This window comes from Streptomyces spiroverticillatus (assembly GCA_014650415.1).
In the GTDB taxonomy this organism is placed as follows: Bacteria; Actinomycetota; Actinomycetes; order Streptomycetales; family Streptomycetaceae; genus Streptomyces; species Streptomyces spiroverticillatus.
The window spans coordinates 1-15283 of record BMUX01000003.1 but is presented as its reverse complement, the minus strand read 5'-3'; the positions used below and the strand labels follow the sequence as shown (position 1 = coordinate 15283).

General features: G+C 71.6%; 13 protein-coding genes, 1 tRNA gene and 1 riboswitch. Of the genes, 6 read left to right on the top strand and 8 right to left on the bottom strand.

Annotated features, from left to right (window positions below; genetic code table 11):
* Positions 1-46: 46 nt before the first annotated feature.
* The 5 genes from IE269_RS08100 to IE269_RS08080 form a co-directional block, all read right to left on the bottom strand.
* Entirely contained in the window at positions 47-895 is an 849-nt protein-coding gene (locus IE269_RS08100) for a class II fructose-bisphosphate aldolase (protein ID WP_189822128.1), read from the bottom strand.
* A gap of 107 nt (positions 896-1002) precedes the next feature.
* Positions 1003-1941, bottom strand: a complete 939-nt coding sequence (locus IE269_RS08095) for a 1-phosphofructokinase family hexose kinase (RefSeq protein WP_189822127.1) — start codon at positions 1939-1941, stop codon at positions 1003-1005.
* Between the two features lie 148 nt (positions 1942-2089).
* Positions 2090-3253 (bottom strand): N-acetylglucosamine-6-phosphate deacetylase, encoded by a 1164-nt coding sequence (gene nagA, locus IE269_RS08090; RefSeq protein ID WP_189822126.1) that lies wholly within the window; start codon positions 3251-3253, stop codon positions 2090-2092.
* Positions 3253-4278: an ROK family protein gene (locus tag IE269_RS08085; RefSeq protein ID WP_189822125.1), complete on the bottom strand. Its 1026-nt coding sequence runs from the start codon at positions 4276-4278 to the stop codon at positions 3253-3255. Before IE269_RS08085 ends, nagA begins: the two co-directional genes overlap by 1 nt.
* A 258-nt stretch (positions 4279-4536) precedes the next feature.
* Positions 4537-5442 carry an SIS domain-containing protein gene (locus IE269_RS08080; RefSeq protein ID WP_189822124.1) on the bottom strand — a complete coding sequence of 302 codons (906 nt, stop codon included), beginning with the start codon at positions 5440-5442 and terminating at the stop codon, positions 4537-4539.
* 262 nt (positions 5443-5704) lie between these two features.
* Between IE269_RS08080 and IE269_RS08075 the strand changes: the two genes are divergently transcribed.
* From IE269_RS08075 to IE269_RS08060, 4 genes are all read left to right on the top strand, one after another.
* Complete coding sequence (locus IE269_RS08075; protein WP_229897478.1) at positions 5705-6982, top strand: extracellular solute-binding protein; 1278 nt, start codon at positions 5705-5707, stop codon at positions 6980-6982.
* A gap of 22 nt (positions 6983-7004) precedes the next feature.
* Positions 7005-7343 (top strand): DUF3263 domain-containing protein, encoded by a 339-nt coding sequence (locus IE269_RS43725; RefSeq protein ID WP_189822122.1) that lies wholly within the window; start codon positions 7005-7007, stop codon positions 7341-7343.
* A 209-nt stretch (positions 7344-7552) separates the two neighbouring features.
* Positions 7553-8386, top strand: a complete 834-nt coding sequence (gene otsB / locus IE269_RS08065) for a trehalose-phosphatase (protein ID WP_189822121.1) — start codon at positions 7553-7555, stop codon at positions 8384-8386.
* 46 nt (positions 8387-8432) lie between these two features.
* Positions 8433-8506 (top strand) — tRNA-Met (locus IE269_RS08060).
* Positions 8507-8568: 62 nt separating this feature from the next.
* Here IE269_RS08060 and IE269_RS08055 read toward each other — a convergent pair.
* From IE269_RS08055 to IE269_RS08045, 3 genes are all read right to left on the bottom strand, one after another.
* Positions 8569-9978 (bottom strand): alpha,alpha-trehalose-phosphate synthase (UDP-forming), encoded by a 1410-nt coding sequence (locus IE269_RS08055; RefSeq protein ID WP_189822120.1) that lies wholly within the window; start codon positions 9976-9978, stop codon positions 8569-8571.
* Positions 9979-10064: 86 nt separating this feature from the next.
* Positions 10065-11843 (bottom strand): DUF7927 domain-containing protein, encoded by a 1779-nt coding sequence (locus IE269_RS08050; RefSeq protein ID WP_189822119.1) that lies wholly within the window; start codon positions 11841-11843, stop codon positions 10065-10067.
* 61 nt (positions 11844-11904) lie between these two features.
* Positions 11905-12852, bottom strand: coding sequence for a glucosyl-3-phosphoglycerate synthase (locus IE269_RS08045; protein WP_189822118.1), 948 nt, complete (start codon positions 12850-12852; stop codon positions 11905-11907).
* Between the two features lie 172 nt (positions 12853-13024).
* A riboswitch (SAM riboswitch) is annotated at positions 13025-13152 on the top strand.
* A 15-nt stretch (positions 13153-13167) separates the two neighbouring features.
* Between IE269_RS08045 and thrC the strand changes: the two genes are divergently transcribed.
* Positions 13168-14454 (top strand): threonine synthase, encoded by a 1287-nt coding sequence (gene thrC, locus IE269_RS08040; RefSeq protein ID WP_189822117.1) that lies wholly within the window; start codon positions 13168-13170, stop codon positions 14452-14454.
* A gap of 30 nt (positions 14455-14484) precedes the next feature.
* A complete protein-coding gene (locus IE269_RS08035) occupies positions 14485-14760 on the top strand; it encodes a MoaD/ThiS family protein (RefSeq protein WP_189822116.1) in 276 nt (91 codons plus the stop codon).
* The last annotated feature ends 523 nt before the right edge of the window (positions 14761-15283 follow it).

Here is a 15283-nt window from a genome sequence, read left to right as displayed (position 1 = left end):
GCCGGAACTTTCCGTTCCGGCAGGGGCCCTCTCGCGTACGTACGCGCTACCCGACCGTCCGCAGGAAGTGCGCGACGGTCGCCGCCATCGCGTCCCGCCCCGGGGCGATGTACTTGCGAGGGTCGACGGTGCCGGGGTGGGCGTCCAGGTACGCGCGTACGGCGCCCGAGAAGGCGGTGTTGAGCGCCGTACCGACGTTGATCTTGACCATGCCGGCGGCGGCCGCGCGGCGGATTTCCTCGTCCGGGACGCCGGAGGAGCCGTGCAGGACGAGCGGAACGGGGACGGCGTCACGGAGCTGGGCGATCAGCTCGTGGTCGAGGGAGGCGGTGCGCTCGGTCATGGCGTGCGAGGAGCCGACCGCGACGGCGAGGGCGTCGACGCCGGTGTCCGCGACGTAAGTGGCGGCCTCCTGGGGGTCGGTCCTTACACCGGGGGTGTGCGCGTCGAGTGGGGCCTCCCCTTCCTTCCCCCCGACCTTGCCGAGCTCGGCCTCGATCCAGATGCCGCGCTGGTGCCCCCAACGGACGGCCTCCGCGGTCGCCTTCACGTTCTCGTCGTACGTCATCTTCGACGCGTCGAACATCGCCGAGCTGAAGCCGGCCTCGTGAGCGGAGTGCAGCAGCTCCACGGAGACGACGTGGTCGAGGTGGAGGGAGAGCGGCGCGGACGACGCCCGTGCGACGGCGGCGGCTGCGGCGGCAATCGCCAGCACATTGCCGCCGTGGAACTTCACGGCGTTCTCGGAGACCTGGAGCACGGCTGCGGCCCCGGCCTCCTCCGCGCCGGTGGCTATCGCTTCGGCGTGCTCCAGGGTGATGACGTTGAAGGCGGCGAGGGCGCGGCCCTCGGTGCTGGCGCCGGCGATGAGCTCACCGGTGGTGACGAGGGGCATGTGCTTCCAATCCCCGGGCCCGAGGCCCTGTACCTGTCTGTTGCTCGACGTGCTGGATGCGCGGCGCGGCGTCGGCGGCGCGCCGGGCGGTCGTGCCGTACTGCGGCCTACTCCGGTGCCGTGCCGCCGTGTTCCGTGACCTTGACCTCCGGGAGGAGGGACTCGTACACCGAAGGGGAGAATTCGCCCGCCGCCGGCGCCGCCACCGTCGCCGCCGAGAGGGCGACCGCCTGGGCGAGGCGGGAGGGCCAGGGGAGGCCGGAGACCAGCCCGGAGAGGAGGCCCGCCACGGCGGAGTCACCGGCTCCGGTGGGGTTGCCCCGGATCAAGGTGGGCGGGGCGGCCTGCCAGACGCCCTCGTCCGTGGTGGCGAGGATGCCGTCCGGGCCGAGGGAGGCGACCACCGCCCGCGCCCCCTTGCGGCGGGCTTCCGCAGAGGCCTTCCACGCGTCCCGCGACCCGGTGAGCTGGAAGAGCTCGTCGGCGTTGGGCTTGACCAGGTCGGGGCGGGCGGCGATGCCCCGCAGGAGGGGTTCGCCGCTGGTGTCCAGGAGGACGGGCACCCCGGCGCCCCTGGCCAGCCGCACCAGGTCGGCGTACGCGCCCACGTGGATGCCCGGCGGCAGGCTCCCGCACAGGGCGACCGCCGACGCGCCGGCCAGCAGGGACTCGTACGAGAGGAGGAAGGACTCCCACTCGGCGGGGGAGACGGTCGGCCCGGGTTCGTTCAACTGGGTCGTGTCACCGGTCGATTCGTCGACGACGGCGAGCGTGCGGCGCGTGTTGCCCGCGATGGGCACGAGCGCGTCGACCGGCCGCTCGGCGGCGAGGAGTGCGCGCAGGACCTCCCCCGTGGGCCCGCCCGCGAAGCCGGTGACGACCGTGTCGTGGCCGAGGGCGGCGAGCACCCGGGCGACGTTCAGGCCCTTGCCGCCGGGGCGTTCGGTGACGCGCGTGACGCGGTGCGAGGTGTGCGGGACGAGTCGGGGGACGTGGTGGGTGAGGTCGAGTGCGGTGTTCAGCGTGACGGTGAGGATCCTGGCCATGATCCGCATCCCCCCAAGAGCTCAAGAGCGTAGAAAGCGCTTTCTGGCGTGCTTTCCAGGGGGATCATGCCAAAAGAAAAGTGGCTGGCCCAGGGTTCCGGGCCAGCCACTTCAAATCAATTCATGGGGAAATCACCCCACTTGGGAACTATTGGGGCTCAACTACCCACTCGCCCTTGCGCATCACGCCGACCACCGCGAAGTCCGCGTCGAGCACGACGAGGTCCGCGTCCTTGCCCGGGTCGAGCGAGCCGACCCGGTCGTCCACGCCCAGCAGCCGCGCCGGGTTGGCGGACAGCGAGCGCACCGCGTCGTCGACCGAAAGACCGTCGATCGTCACCGAGCGACGGAAGGCGGTGTCGAGGGTGAGCGTCGAGCCCGCGATGGAACCGCCCTCGACCAGACGCGCCACCCCGTCCTTGACCTCGACGGCGAGCGGCCCGAGTTCGTACCGCCCGTCCCCGAAGCCCGCCGCGTCCATCGCGTCCGTGATCAGCGCGACGCGGTCCGCGCCCGCGTGGTGGTACGCGAGCTGGAAGGCACCCGGGTGCAGGTGCGTGCCGTCGTTGATCAGCTCGATCGTGACCCGCTCGTCCTCGAGCAGCGCGACGATCGGACCCGGCGTGCGGTGGCCGATCGCGGGCATCGCGTTGTAGAGGTGGGTGGCGACGGTGGCGCCCGCGTCGATGGCGGCCACGGTCTGCTCGTACGTCGCGTCCGTGTGCCCGATCGCGGCGATCACACCGCTGTCCGCCAGCATGCGTACGGAGTCCAGGCCGCCCGGCAGCTCGGTCGCGAGCGTGAACATCTTGGCCGTGCCGTGCGCGGCGTCCATCAGCTTGCGGACGTCCGCCGGGTCGGGGTCGCGCAGCAGAGCCTCGCTGTGCGCGCCCTTGCGGCAGGGGGAGATGAACGGGCCCTCGAAGTGGATGCCCGCCAGGTCGCCCTGCTGCACGATCTCGGCGAGCAGCGCGGCGCGGCCGGCCAGGACGTCCATGTCGTCGGTGACGGTGGAGGCGACCATCGTGGTCGTACCGTGCCGACGGTGCGTCTCGACCGCCGTGAGGACCTCCTCCGGGGTGCCGGAGGTGAAGGACGCGCCGCCGCCGCCGTGGACGTGCATGTCCACGAAGCCGGGGACGATCCAGTGGCCGGACAGGTCGCGCGCGGGGGCGGTGGCCGCGGAGTCGGGGAGCGCTCCCGCGATCTTCGTGCCGTCGACGATGACCCGGCCGCCGTCGACGGTGCCGGTGGGGAGCACCACCTTGGCGCCGGACAGGACCTGGACCTGGCTGCCCTTGCTGCTGGTCATCAGTCGGATACCTCCGTGGGGGCCATGACGTCGGTGTGCATGGCGTGGGTGGTGTGGGGGGTGTGAGGGGTGTTCTGCGGGGTGTTCTGGGGGGTCTTGTCGTTGTACGTCGCCAGGAGGTCCCAGGCGAGGAGGCCCGCGCCCAGACATCCGGCCGTGTCGCCCAGGGCCGCCGGGACGATCGTCGGCAGCTTCTGGAAGGTGACGCGCTTCTCGACCGCCTCGCGCAGGGGGCCGAACAGGGTCTCCCCGGCCTCCGCGAGCCCGCCGCCGACGATGATCGTGCGCGGGTCGAGAAGGGTCAGCGCGGTGACCAGACCGTCGGCGAGGGCGTCGACGGCGTCCTGCCAGACGGCGAGTGCCTTCGGGTCCTTCGCCTCGACGGCCTTCGCGCAGTCGGCGGCGTCGGCGTCCGGGTCGCCGGTCGCGGCGGCCCAGGCGAGGGAGACGGCGGAGGCGGAGGCGTACCGCTCCAGGCAGCCGCGCTGACCGCAGCCGCAGTCGACGCCGCCGGGGCGCACGACGATGTGGCCGATCTCGCCGGCGGATGCGTGCGCGCCCGGCTCGATGGTGCCGTTGATGCCGATGGCGCCCGCGATGCCGGTGCCGAGCGGTACGAACAGGAACCGGTCGGCGCCCTGGCCCGCGCCGATGCGGCCCTCGGCGAGGCCGCCGGTGCGGACGTCGTGGCCGAGCGCGATGGGGATGCCGCCGAGGCGCTCGCTGAGGAGGGTGCGCATGGGTACGTCGGACCAGCCGAGGTTCGCCGCGTACAGGGCGATGCCGTTCTCGGCGTCGACGATGCCGGGGACGATCACGCCTGCGGCGGAGGCGCTCTCGCCGAAGTGGGTCACGCCGTGGGCGCGGAGGTCTTCGGCGAAGGCGAGGATCGACTCGACGACGGCGTCCGGGCCGCGGTCCCGGCCGGTGGGGCGGCGGGCCTCGTGGAGGAGGGTGCCGTTGGGGGCGACCAGGGCGGCTTTCATGCCGGTGCCGCCTACATCGAGGGCGATGACGTGTTTCACGTGGGTCAGTGTCGCGCGTCTGCTCGGAGAGGTCTAGTCCACTGAGCGTTCACCTCTGGTGCCCGTACGCTCTCGGGCCCTTCGCCCTGGGCCTTGCAGGACCGGTCGCGCTCCCGTGCCGGGGGCTTCGGGGGGTCTGCCGCTTCGGGCGGGGCTTTGCGCTCCCGTGCCGGGTGCTGGGCGCCCCTGAAGGGGCGCCCGTGCGGGGGCAGCCGCACATGCAAGCACGCCCCCGCGCCCCTGAAGGGGCGGGACCCGTCAGCCCAGGATCACGCTGCGGGAGAGGTTCCGGGGGTGGTCCGGGTCGTAGCCCTTGGACTCGGCCAGGACCACCGCGAGCCGCTGCGCGCGGATCAGGTCCGCCATGGGGTCGGCGGAGGCGTGCGCGACGACGGTGCCGCCGACCCGCGCGACGTCCGCGGCCAGCCCGTCGGGCAGGGTGCCGAACATCCACGCCACCCGGTTCGGACCGGTGATGGAGATCGGCCCGTGGCGGTACTCCATCGCCGGGTAGGACTCGGTCCAGGCGCCGGCCGCCTCCCGCATCTTCAGCCCCGCCTCCTGGGCGAGCCCGTACGTCCAGCCCCGCCCCAGGAAGGTCCACTGCTCGGCGGAGGTGACGGCCTCCGGGAGGGGTTCCGTCACCGCGAGCTCGGCGTCGACGGCGGCCTCGGCCACCGTCTTGACGCCGTCCGCCAGCTTGCCCGTGCGCTCAAGTCCCGCCCGCAGGAAGGCCAGTGCGGTCGTCGCGAAGCGGGTCTGGACGACGGACTCCTCGTCCGCCCAGTCCAGGACGGCGACGGTGTCCGCCGCGGACATGATCGGGGTGGTCGGGTCGCCGGTGAGGGCGAGCGTGGGGACCGTGCCGCGGACCTCGCCGAGGAGGGCCAGCACCTCGCTCGTCGTACCGGAGCGCGTGATTGCCACCACACGGTCGTAGGCGCGGCCGACCGGGAATTCGGACGAGGCGAAGGCGTCGGTCTCGCCCTGGCCGGACGCCTCGCGCAGCGCCGCGTACGCCATGGCCATGAACCACGACGTGCCGCAGCCGGTGACCGCAACGCGCTCACCAGGCAGGGGAAGCCCCTCGAAGTCCGCCGCGTACTCGGCGGCACGCCGCCAACAGGTCGGCTGGGTGGCTATCTCAACTGCGGTGCGGGACATGCGCGACGACTCCTCGAACGCGGGCGAACCTGGGATGACCTTGCTGCCGCCCTGCTTAGCAGGCCGTACGCGATTTGCGGAAGGTGTTGCGGAAGAGATACCCAAGTGGTGTAGACCTCGCGCTCGCGCATGGGCCAAAATCACAACTCATGTGGATAAGGGCGTAGGTGGGACACGTGGGGCCTCACAAGGGCACGTGGACATCAACGTACACATCAATGTCAACAAGCGGCATAACGGGCAATAGAGGGTGGAACGGGCTGTGCAGCGGCGCTACTTGGGTCTGACCGCGGCAGTCGCCGCACTTGCGACGGCGATATCGGTCTCCGGCTGCGGAAGCGTCGGTGCCGCCGGCGGTGACGTCACCCTCAAGCTGGTGGCCGCCGACTACAACCTCGACGGCGGCGACGGCACCAAGAAGTACTGGGAGGGCCTGTCGAAGAAGTTCGAGGCGAAGAACCCCGGTATCAAGGTCGACGTCACGATCTACTCCTGGGACGACGTCGACCGGAAGGTCGCCGAGATGGTCAAGGCGAACGAGGCCCCGGACCTGGCCCAGATCGGCGCGTACGCCGACTACGCCGCCGACGGCAAGCTCTACTCCGCCAACGACATGCTCTCCATCCCCACCCAGGCCAACTTCCTGGACTCCCTCTCCCAGGACGGCCGGGTCGACCGCATCCAGTACGGCCTGCCCTTCATCGGCAGCACCCGCCAGCTCTTCTACAACAAGACCCTCTTCCAGAAGGCCGGCATCACCGACGCCCCGGAGACCTGGGAGCAGCTGGCCGCCGACGCGAAGAAGCTCAAGAAGGCGGACGTGCCCACCCCGTTCGCACTGCCGCTGGGTCCCGAGGAGGCCCAGGCGGAGACCCTGAACTGGATGCTCGCGGGCGGCTCCGGCTACGTGGACGAAATCGGCACGTACACCATCAACTCGGCCGACAACATCAAGGCGTTCCGGTTCCTGAAGGAGCAACTCGTCGAGCCCGGCCTGACCGGCCCCGTCGCCCCCGGCAAGCTCAACCGCAAGGCCGCCTTCGAGGCCTTCGCCAAGGGCCAGGTCGGCATGCTCAACGGCCACCCGTCGCTGATGCAGCAGGCCCAGAAGAACGGCGTCAAGTACGAGATGGCGCCGATGCCCACGCCCAAGGGCAATGCCCGCCCCTCGATGGGCGTCGCCGACTGGATGATGGGCTTCAAGCAGAACGGCCACCGCAAGGAGATGGGCAAGTTCCTGGACTTCGTCTACAGCGACGAGAACGTCCTGGCCTTCGCCGACGAGTTCGACCTGCTGCCGGTCACGCTCACCGCGTCCGAGAAGATGGCCCGCGACAACAAGCACCAGAAGCTGCACAAGTTCCTGGAGGCGCTGCCGAACTCGGAGTCCTACCCCGTCTCCAAGACCTCCTGGGCGACGGTCAGCGGCAACATCAAGCAGCAGATCGGCAAGGCCGTCGAGCCGTCGAACACGCCCGGGGGCATCCTGGGTGTCCTCTCCCGCGAGGCCGCTGCGCTGGACAACGCGGCACAGCGGTAGGCCGTCGGCCTAGGCTGGACCCATGTCCGCTTCCGACCCGCATGAGTCGTACGAGCCCGGGGGCGCCCCCGCCGAGCCCCCGGCCGGCGCGGCCCCGGCCGCCGAGCCGCCTGCCGGCGGGGCCCCCGGTGCGGGTGCGCCGCTGTCCGCGCGGGAGCTCGCCGTGCTCGGGGTCGAGAAGCGGGGGTGGCCGGGGCCGGGGGCCAAGGAGCGGGCGATCCGCGAACAGCTCGGCATTTCCCCCACCCGGTACTACCAGCTCCTGAACGCCCTCCTGGACGACGCCCGCGCGTGGGAGCACGACCCTGCCACGGTCAAGCGCCTCCGCCGCATCCGCGACGACCGCCGGGGCCGGCGGTAGGGCCGCCTCCCGGCACCGGGTGCGTTCGGCCCCGGCCCGCCGGGGCATGGAGTCCCCAGCCCCGCCCCTTCACCTGAACCCGCGGGGCAAGGGGAACGGTTCCGTGCGGGTGCGTCGTGGTTGCTCGCGCAGTTCCCCGCGCCCCTAGAGGGGGCCCCAAGGCCGGAACCGCACGTTCGGGTCCCGGGTCCGCTCGGTAGGCTCCCCGCATGGACACTCTTCCGGAACCGTCCACCCCCGCCGGCCGCGAGGCCCTCGCCGCCCTGCTGGGCGACCCCGCCCGCGCCCTCGTCGCGCTCGACTTCGACGGCACCCTCGCCGACATCGTCCCGGACCCCGAACAGGCCCGCGCCCACCCCGGCGCCGTCCCCGCCCTCGCCGCCCTCGCCCCGCACGTGGCGTCCGTCGCGATCGTCACCGGGCGTCCGGCCGGTGTCGCCGTGCGGTACGGCGGCTTCGCCGGGGTGGCGGGGCTGGAGCACCTCGTCGTCCTCGGGCACTACGGCGCCGAACGCTGGGACGCCCTCACCGGCACCGTCCACGCCCCCTCCCCCCACCCCGGCATCGCCGCCGCCCGCGCCGAGCTGCCCGGAGTGCTGGACGCGCACGGCGCCTGGCGCGGGACCTGGGTGGAGGAGAAGGGCCAGGCCGTCGCGGTCCACACCCGCCGCGCCACCGACCCCGAGGCCGCCTTCGAAGCCCTCCGCGCGCCCCTGGCCGAGCTCGCCGCCCAGCACGGGCTGATCCTCGAACCCGGGCGTCTGGTGCTGGAGTTGAGGCCGCCGGGGGTGGACAAGGGCGTGGCCCTGGAGGCGTACGTACGGGAAGTCGGAGCGCGGTGCGTCGTGTACGCCGGCGACGACCTCGGTGATCTCCCCGCCTACGCGGCCGTGGAGAAACTCCGCTCCGACGGCATCCCCGGACTGCTGCTGTGCAGCGGCACCGCCATCCCCGAACTCGCCGAGCAGGCCGACGTGTTGCTGCCCGGACCGGCCGAGGTGACCGCCTTCCTGGCCCGCCTCGCGCAGCGCCTCGCCGAATAATCGATTTCCCACCGCCGCAGAAACCCCGTACTGTCGTGTTCACCGACGCGGGGTGGAGCAGCTCGGTAGCTCGCTGGGCTCATAACCCAGAGGTCGCAGGTTCAAATCCTGTCCCCGCTACTAGATAGACCGAAGGCCCGGGATTCCGCACAGGGATCCCGGGCCTTCGGTCGTTCGGCCGGCTAGCGCAGCGCCTCCAGCTGCTCCAGGAACCACTGCGCCGGCGGCAGCGCCGTCGCCGCCGCCGCGAGCCGCTTCGTCCGCTCGCCCCGCTCCCCGGCATCCATCGTCAGCGCCTCGTGCAGGGCCTCCGCCGTGCCGACGACGTCGTACGGGTTGACCACGACCGCGTCCTCGCCCAGTTCCTCGTACGCCCCCGCCTCCCGCGACAGGACGAGTGCGCAGCCCTCGTCGGAGACGACCGGGATCTCCTTGGCGACCAGGTTCATGCCGTCCCGGACGGGGTTCACGAGCGCGACGTCGGCGAGGCGGTACGCGGCGAGGGAGCGGGCGAAGTCGTCCTTCACGTGGAGGACGACCGGGGTCCAGTCGGGCGTCCCGTAACGGGAGTTGATGTCGTCGGCGACCCGTTGCACCGCCTCCGTGTAGTCCCGGTACACCGCCAGGTCCTGCCGCGAGGGGTAGGCGAAGGCGATGTGGACCACCCGCTCGCGCCACTCGGGCCGGGTCTCCAGCAGGTGCCCGTACGCCAGCAGTCCCCGCACGATGTTCTTGGACAGCTCCGTGCGGTCGACGCGTACGATCGTGCGCCGGTCCGGGCCGCCGACCTGCTCCCGCAGCGCCGCGAGCCGCTCCTCCACGTCGTCCCGGTGCGCCCGCTCCCGCAGGAAGTCCGCGTCCGCGCCCAGACCGTGCACCCCGATCCGCTTGCCGTCGAGCGCCTCCTCGCCCAGCACGCTCAGCGCGCACTGTGTGAACGCGTCCGCCCAGCGCCGGGTGAGGAAGGCCGCCCGGTCCGCGCCGAGGATGCCGCGCAGGAGCTGCTCGGCGATGTCGTCGGGGAGGAGGCGGAAGTAGTCCACCGGCGCCCACGGCGTGTGCGAGAAGTGGCCGATGCGCAGGTCGGGGCGGAGCTCGCGGAGCATTCCGGGGACCAGGCACAGGTGGTAGTCCTGGACCAGTACCGCCGCCCCCGGCGCCGCCGCCTCCGCGAGAGCCTGCGCGAAGGCCCGGTTGTACGTCTCGTACGCCGCCCACTGGCGCCGGAACTCCGCGTCGAAGACGGGCTCCAGCGGCGTCTGGTAGAGCAGGTGGTGCACGAACCACAGCACGGAGTTCGCGATGCCGTTGTAGGCGTCGGAGTGGGTGTCCGCGTCGATGTCCAGCATCCGTACGCCCGGCTCGCCGACCCCGCGCCGCACCGCCTCCCGGTCGCCGTCGCCGAGCGCCGCACACACCCACAGCGCGTCCGCGTCCGGGCCGATCGCGGACAGCCCCGAGACCAGCCCGCCGCCGCCGCGCTTCGCGGTCAGCTCCCCGTCGTCACCGAGGGCGTACGTGACCGGCCCCCGGTTGGAGGCGACGAGGATCTGGGCCTTCTGCTGCGCTGCGGCGTCGTACTCGGAAGTCATGTGCCGAAACCTAGCCGGTACGGATTCCCCTCAAACGTGCGTACGGCCGCACCCGGCGATCGAGTACGGCCGCACGACGCGCCGCGTCACGGCCTGCGGCGGCTCCGGACCGACACGGAAGCCAGCACTCCGAGCCCGGCCAGCGCCAGCGCGCCCCCGGCCGCCACCCACAGCGCCCGGTCGTCGGGACCGGTGCGGGCCAGTTCGCGCGTGCCCGTGGTCTGCGCGGACGGCATCGGCCCCGGGTGCGGCCGGCCGCCCGGCTTGGTCCCGCCGCCGTGCCACCAGGAGCCGCCCGGCTTCCGGCCGTGACCCGTCGGTCTGCCGGTCGGCTTGACCGGCCCCACCGTCGGCGTCACCACGCACGCCGGGTCCTTGCTGCCCGGCGGACAGTTCGTGCCCGGCTCGTCGACCTCGACGCCGTTGCGCATCCTCCGGTCGCCGGCGACGGGGTCCTTGATGCGTACGGAGTACGTGATCTGCGCCGTCGCCCCCGCCGGAACGTCTCCCCTGAAGCGCAGCTTCGGCGCCTCGTACGTCACCGTGCCGTGCGTCGCCCGCGCGTCGCCGAGGTAGACCGCGTCGTCCAGGGTGTCCGTCAGGTCGTCGGTGAAGTCCGCGTCCGGGTGGTCGAAGGCGGTGCCGTTCTTCGCCCGGATCGTGTACGTCACCTTCTCGCCCGGATGCACGGTCTTGCGCGACGCCGTCTTGGTCACCTCCAGGTCCGGTACGGGCACGGACAGGGCCAGCGCGGAGGGCACGTACGCGTCGCCCGCCGTGCGGAAGGTCAGCTCGGTGGCGGTCGCACCGGGTGCGATCGCCCCCTCCGGCAGGTCGAACTCCTTGGCGTCGAGGGAGAGGTTGTTGACGTACGCCGGGTCGAGGGCGCCGTCCGCGCGGCTGATGAAGAAGTTGTCGGTGGTGCCCGTGCTGGTCTCGGCGATCTCCTTGCCGCCGACCAGGAAGCGGTCCCCGACGAAGCTCCGGTCGCCCTCGTACGCGGTCACGCTCGCCCGCGCCTTCGCCCCGCCCAGCCTGCGGAAGCCGGACACGGAGACGGTGGTGTCGGGGGCGGTCGCGCCCTGGAGGACGTGGCCCCCGTACACGTGCACATGGCGCAGGTTCGGCGCGTGCTCCGGGTGCGGGCGGTCGTAGGAGTGGACGATCGTCAGCGACCAGCCGGCCGCGCAGCCCAGGCCCTCCGCCGCCCAGATCCCGTCCACCGCCACCGGCAGCGGCTTCCCGTCGCCGGTCAGCCCCGCGAAGACGCTCGTCACGTCCGCGTCGGCCGTGTAGAAGTGCGCGCCCTTCGCCGTCTGCGGGTCCGTCGCCCTGAATTCCGGCCGTACGGGAACGAAGGCGCCCGTGCCGCCCGCCCGGATCCGCGGTACCGCGTCCAGCGGCGCACCGGGGGAGAGGCCCACCTGTTCCGCGCCGGGGTGGTCGTCGCAGCCGGGCTTCAGGGTGCCCCGGAAGTCGAGGTTCTCGCCGGTGGTGCCGCCCCAGAAGAGGCGCGCGTACGCCACCTTCGCGCCCGGCGGGAGCACCGTCCGCCCGGTGCTGGAGCCGAAGGCCGGGTCGGTGCCGGTGGTGTTCAAGCGGCGGGTGCGGACAGTGTTGTTGGCGCCGGGGCGTTCGGCGGAGGTGATGTCGGCGCAGTCCTCGGCCTCGTCGGCGGGGTCGGTGGGGCAGCCGAGGACCGTGTTGCCCAGGGTGCGGAAGTCGCCGTAGAGGGCCTTGTCGTACCGCTGGGCGAAGGGCTCGACGACCTCGGCACGGGGACGCGGGACCGGAGCCGCGGCGGTGGTCAGGGCCGCGGCGGCGAGGAGCACGGCCAGGGTGCTCCGGGGACGGTTCAGTCGCATACCGCGAAAGCTAGCTACGGAGAGTTACGGTGCGGGGTGCGACGCGCTGCCCCCGCCCCGGTTACGCCGCATGGCGGGCCGCGTACTCCGCGACTTCCCGCATCGGCGGCCGCTCCTCCGTGTCCACAGGGTGTGTACGGGGGACGAAGTCCGCGCCGATCCGCTCGAACTGGGTGAGTGCGGGGCGTATCAAGTGGCCCCGGGAGAGACGGAGTTGGGCCGTGCGGTAGATGGCCGCGGCCATCCGGCCCAGCGCCTGGCCGTCCTGGTGGCGGTGGATGCGTACGCCCACGTCCACCTGGGCGAGTGCGTCCAGGCCGACCGTGTGCAGGGCGTCGATGAGCAGGCCCAGTTCGACTCCGTACCCGACGGGGAAGGGGAGGCGTTCCAGGAGGGAGCGGCGGGCCGCGTACTCGCCGCCCAACGGCTGGACGAAACCGGCCAGTTGGGGCCAGTGGAGGTTGAGCAGGGGGCGGGCCATCAGCTCGGTGACCCGGCCGCCCTGGCCGGCCGCCCCGTCGAGCGGACGGTCGTAGGTGGCCTTCACGAACTGCAGGGACGGGTCGGTGAGCAGCGGGCCGACGATCCCGCTGACGAACGACGCGTCGAAGTCCTTCAGGTCCGCGTCCACGAAGCAGACGACGTCACCCGTGGTGACCAGGAGTGAGCGCCACAGCACCTCGCCCTTGCCGGGCAGGGGCGCGATGCGCGGCAGGATCTCGTCCCGGTGCACCACCCGCGCGCCCGCCTCGGCCGCCGCCTTCGCGGTCTGGTCGGTGGAGCCGGAGTCGATCACGACCAGTTCGTCCACCAGGGGGACGGCGGCGCTCATCAGGTCCCGGCGGATGGTGGCGACGATCTCGCCGACCGTCGCCTCCTCGTTCAGGGCGGGCAGGACGACGGAGACCGTCTGGGACCGGGCCGCCTTCGCGGTGAGGAGCTGCTCCAGCGGGCGGTCGGCGGCCGACCAGGACCGCGCCCGCAGCCAGCGCTCCACCTCTTCCAGCACGCCCGTCACTCCTGCCCATGTGGTCGCTTTTGTGATCCATCTCGCGGTCCGGACGTCTGGCACACCCGTCCGGGGGTTCGGTTACAGTCTTGAACAACGCGGACGACCTGTGCATGTCGGGGTCGTTGCGTACACAAACACCCGGGCCGCCTGTGCGGCGTCGGAGTCATAGCGCTCATCCAGAGGGACAGAGGGAAACGGCCCGTTGAAGTCCCGGCAACCCCCCGGCCGACCGCGAGGTCAGGTCAGGAAGGTGCCAATTCCGTCTCGTGACGAAAGTCGTCGCGGGGAAGATGAGGAAAGGACCTCGCCATCATGGCTGTGCAGACCACCGAAGCCACTCCGAAGACCGTTGACCTCGGCCCCGCCGCCGCCCTCTCCTGCCGCGAGTGCGGAGAGCGCTTCGAACTCGGTCCGATCTTCGCCTGCCAGCTCTGTTTCGGACCGCTCGAAGTCGCGTACGACCTGCCGACCGACAGCCCCGAAGAGCTGAAGAAGCGCATCGAGGCCGGTCCCGACAACATCTGGCGCTACGCCCCGCTCCTCCCCGTCCCCGCCGACGTCGCCGAGAAGCCCAGCCTGAACCCCGGCTTCACGAAGCTGGTCAAGGCGGACAATCTGGCCCGTGAACTCGGTGTCACCGGCGGTCTGTTCGTCAAGGACGACTCCGGCAACCCGACGCACTCCTTCAAGGACCGCGTCGTCGCGATCGCCGTCGAGGCCGCCCGCGCCTTCGGCTTCACCACCCTCTCCTGCTCCTCCACCGGCAACCTCGCGGGTGCCGTCGGCGCCGCCGCGGCCCGCGCCGGCTTCCGCTCCTGCGTGTTCATCCCGCACGACCTGGAGCAGGGCAAGGTCGTCATGGCCGCTGTGTACGGGGGCGAGCTGGTCGGCATCGAGGGCAACTACGACGACGTGAACCGCTTCTGCTCCGAGCTCATCGGCGACCCGCTCGGCGAGGGCTGGGGCTTCGTCAACGTCAACCTGCGCCCGTACTACGGCGAGGGCTCCAAGACCCTCGCGTACGAAATCTGCGAGCAGCTCGGCTGGCAGCTCCCGGACCAGATCGTCATCCCGATCGCCTCGGGCTCGCAGCTCACGAAGATCGACAAGGGCCTCCAGGAGCTGATCAAGCTCGGGCTCGTCGAGGACAAGCCGTACAAGATCTTCGGCGCCCAGGCCGAGGGCTGCTCCCCGGTGTCGACCGCCTTCAAGGCCGGTCACGACGTGGTCCGCCCGCAGAAGCCGAACACCATCGCCAAGTCCCTCGCCATCGGCAACCCGGCGGACGGCCCGTACGTCCTGGACATCGCCCGCCGCACCGGCGGCGCGGTCGAGGACGTCAACGACGAGCAGGTCGTCGACGCGATCAAGCTCCTCGCGCGTACGGAGGGCATCTTCGCGGAGACCGCGGGCGGTGTGACCGTCGGCGTCACCAAGAAGCTCATCGAGGCCGGTCTGCTCGACCCCACCCTCACCACCGTCGTCCTCAACACCGGCGACGGCCTCAAGACGCTGGACGCGGTGGCCCCGACCACCGGCCCCTCCGCGACCATCCGCCCGAGCCTGGACGCGTTCCGCGACGCCGGCCTGGCCCGCTGAATCCCTCCCGTACTGGAAAGGCTGAACACCATGAGCGTCAAGGTCCGCATTCCCACCATCCTGCGTACGTACACGGGAGGCGAGGCCGAGGTGGCCGCCGAGGGTGCGACCCTCGCCGAGGTCATCGCCGACCTGGAGAAGAACCACACGGGCATCGCCGCCCGCGTCCTGGACGACCAGGGCAAGCTGCGCCGCTTCGTGAACGTGTACGTGAACGACGACGACGTCCGCTTCGAGAGCGGCCTGGAGACGGCCACCCCGGACGGCGCAGGCGTCTCGATCATCCCGGCCGTCGCCGGCGGCTGATCGCTCCTCGGCCGCTGAGGGGGCGCGTACGCACGCCTCCAACGCGCCCCGCGTTTACCCAAGTTGCCCCCTCCGCTCACAAGCGGAGGGGGCAATTCTGCATGGTTGAAAGGGGTAGAGTGGGGGAAGCCCCGGTCGCCGCCCATGCCCCGTGCATATGAGAACGCGACAAGATGCGGCCCGTGTGTTCGAGCGATTTGCCGCCGAAGCGCACGCTATGTCCGGCCCGACTTGCCCTGGAATCGCGGGAGTTGACCGATCCGGGCGTTCGAGCCTGCCCAGAATTCTCGTCGGATTGACCTGTTGCAGAGGGCAGTTGGGCGGATACATTCAGCCGCGGTCGACGCGCTACGGCGCACACCTACCGCGTTCCTGTCGGCGGGTGGGGTCTGACCCGGGGTCGCGAAGTGCGGTCTCGCGCAAGGGCCAGTAATAGGGGAGTTAGCCTCGGGCTTTCATGAAGGCCGGTGTCCGACGGGTGATCAGGCAAACGAAAAGTGCCTCTGACCAGCGAGAATGAGGA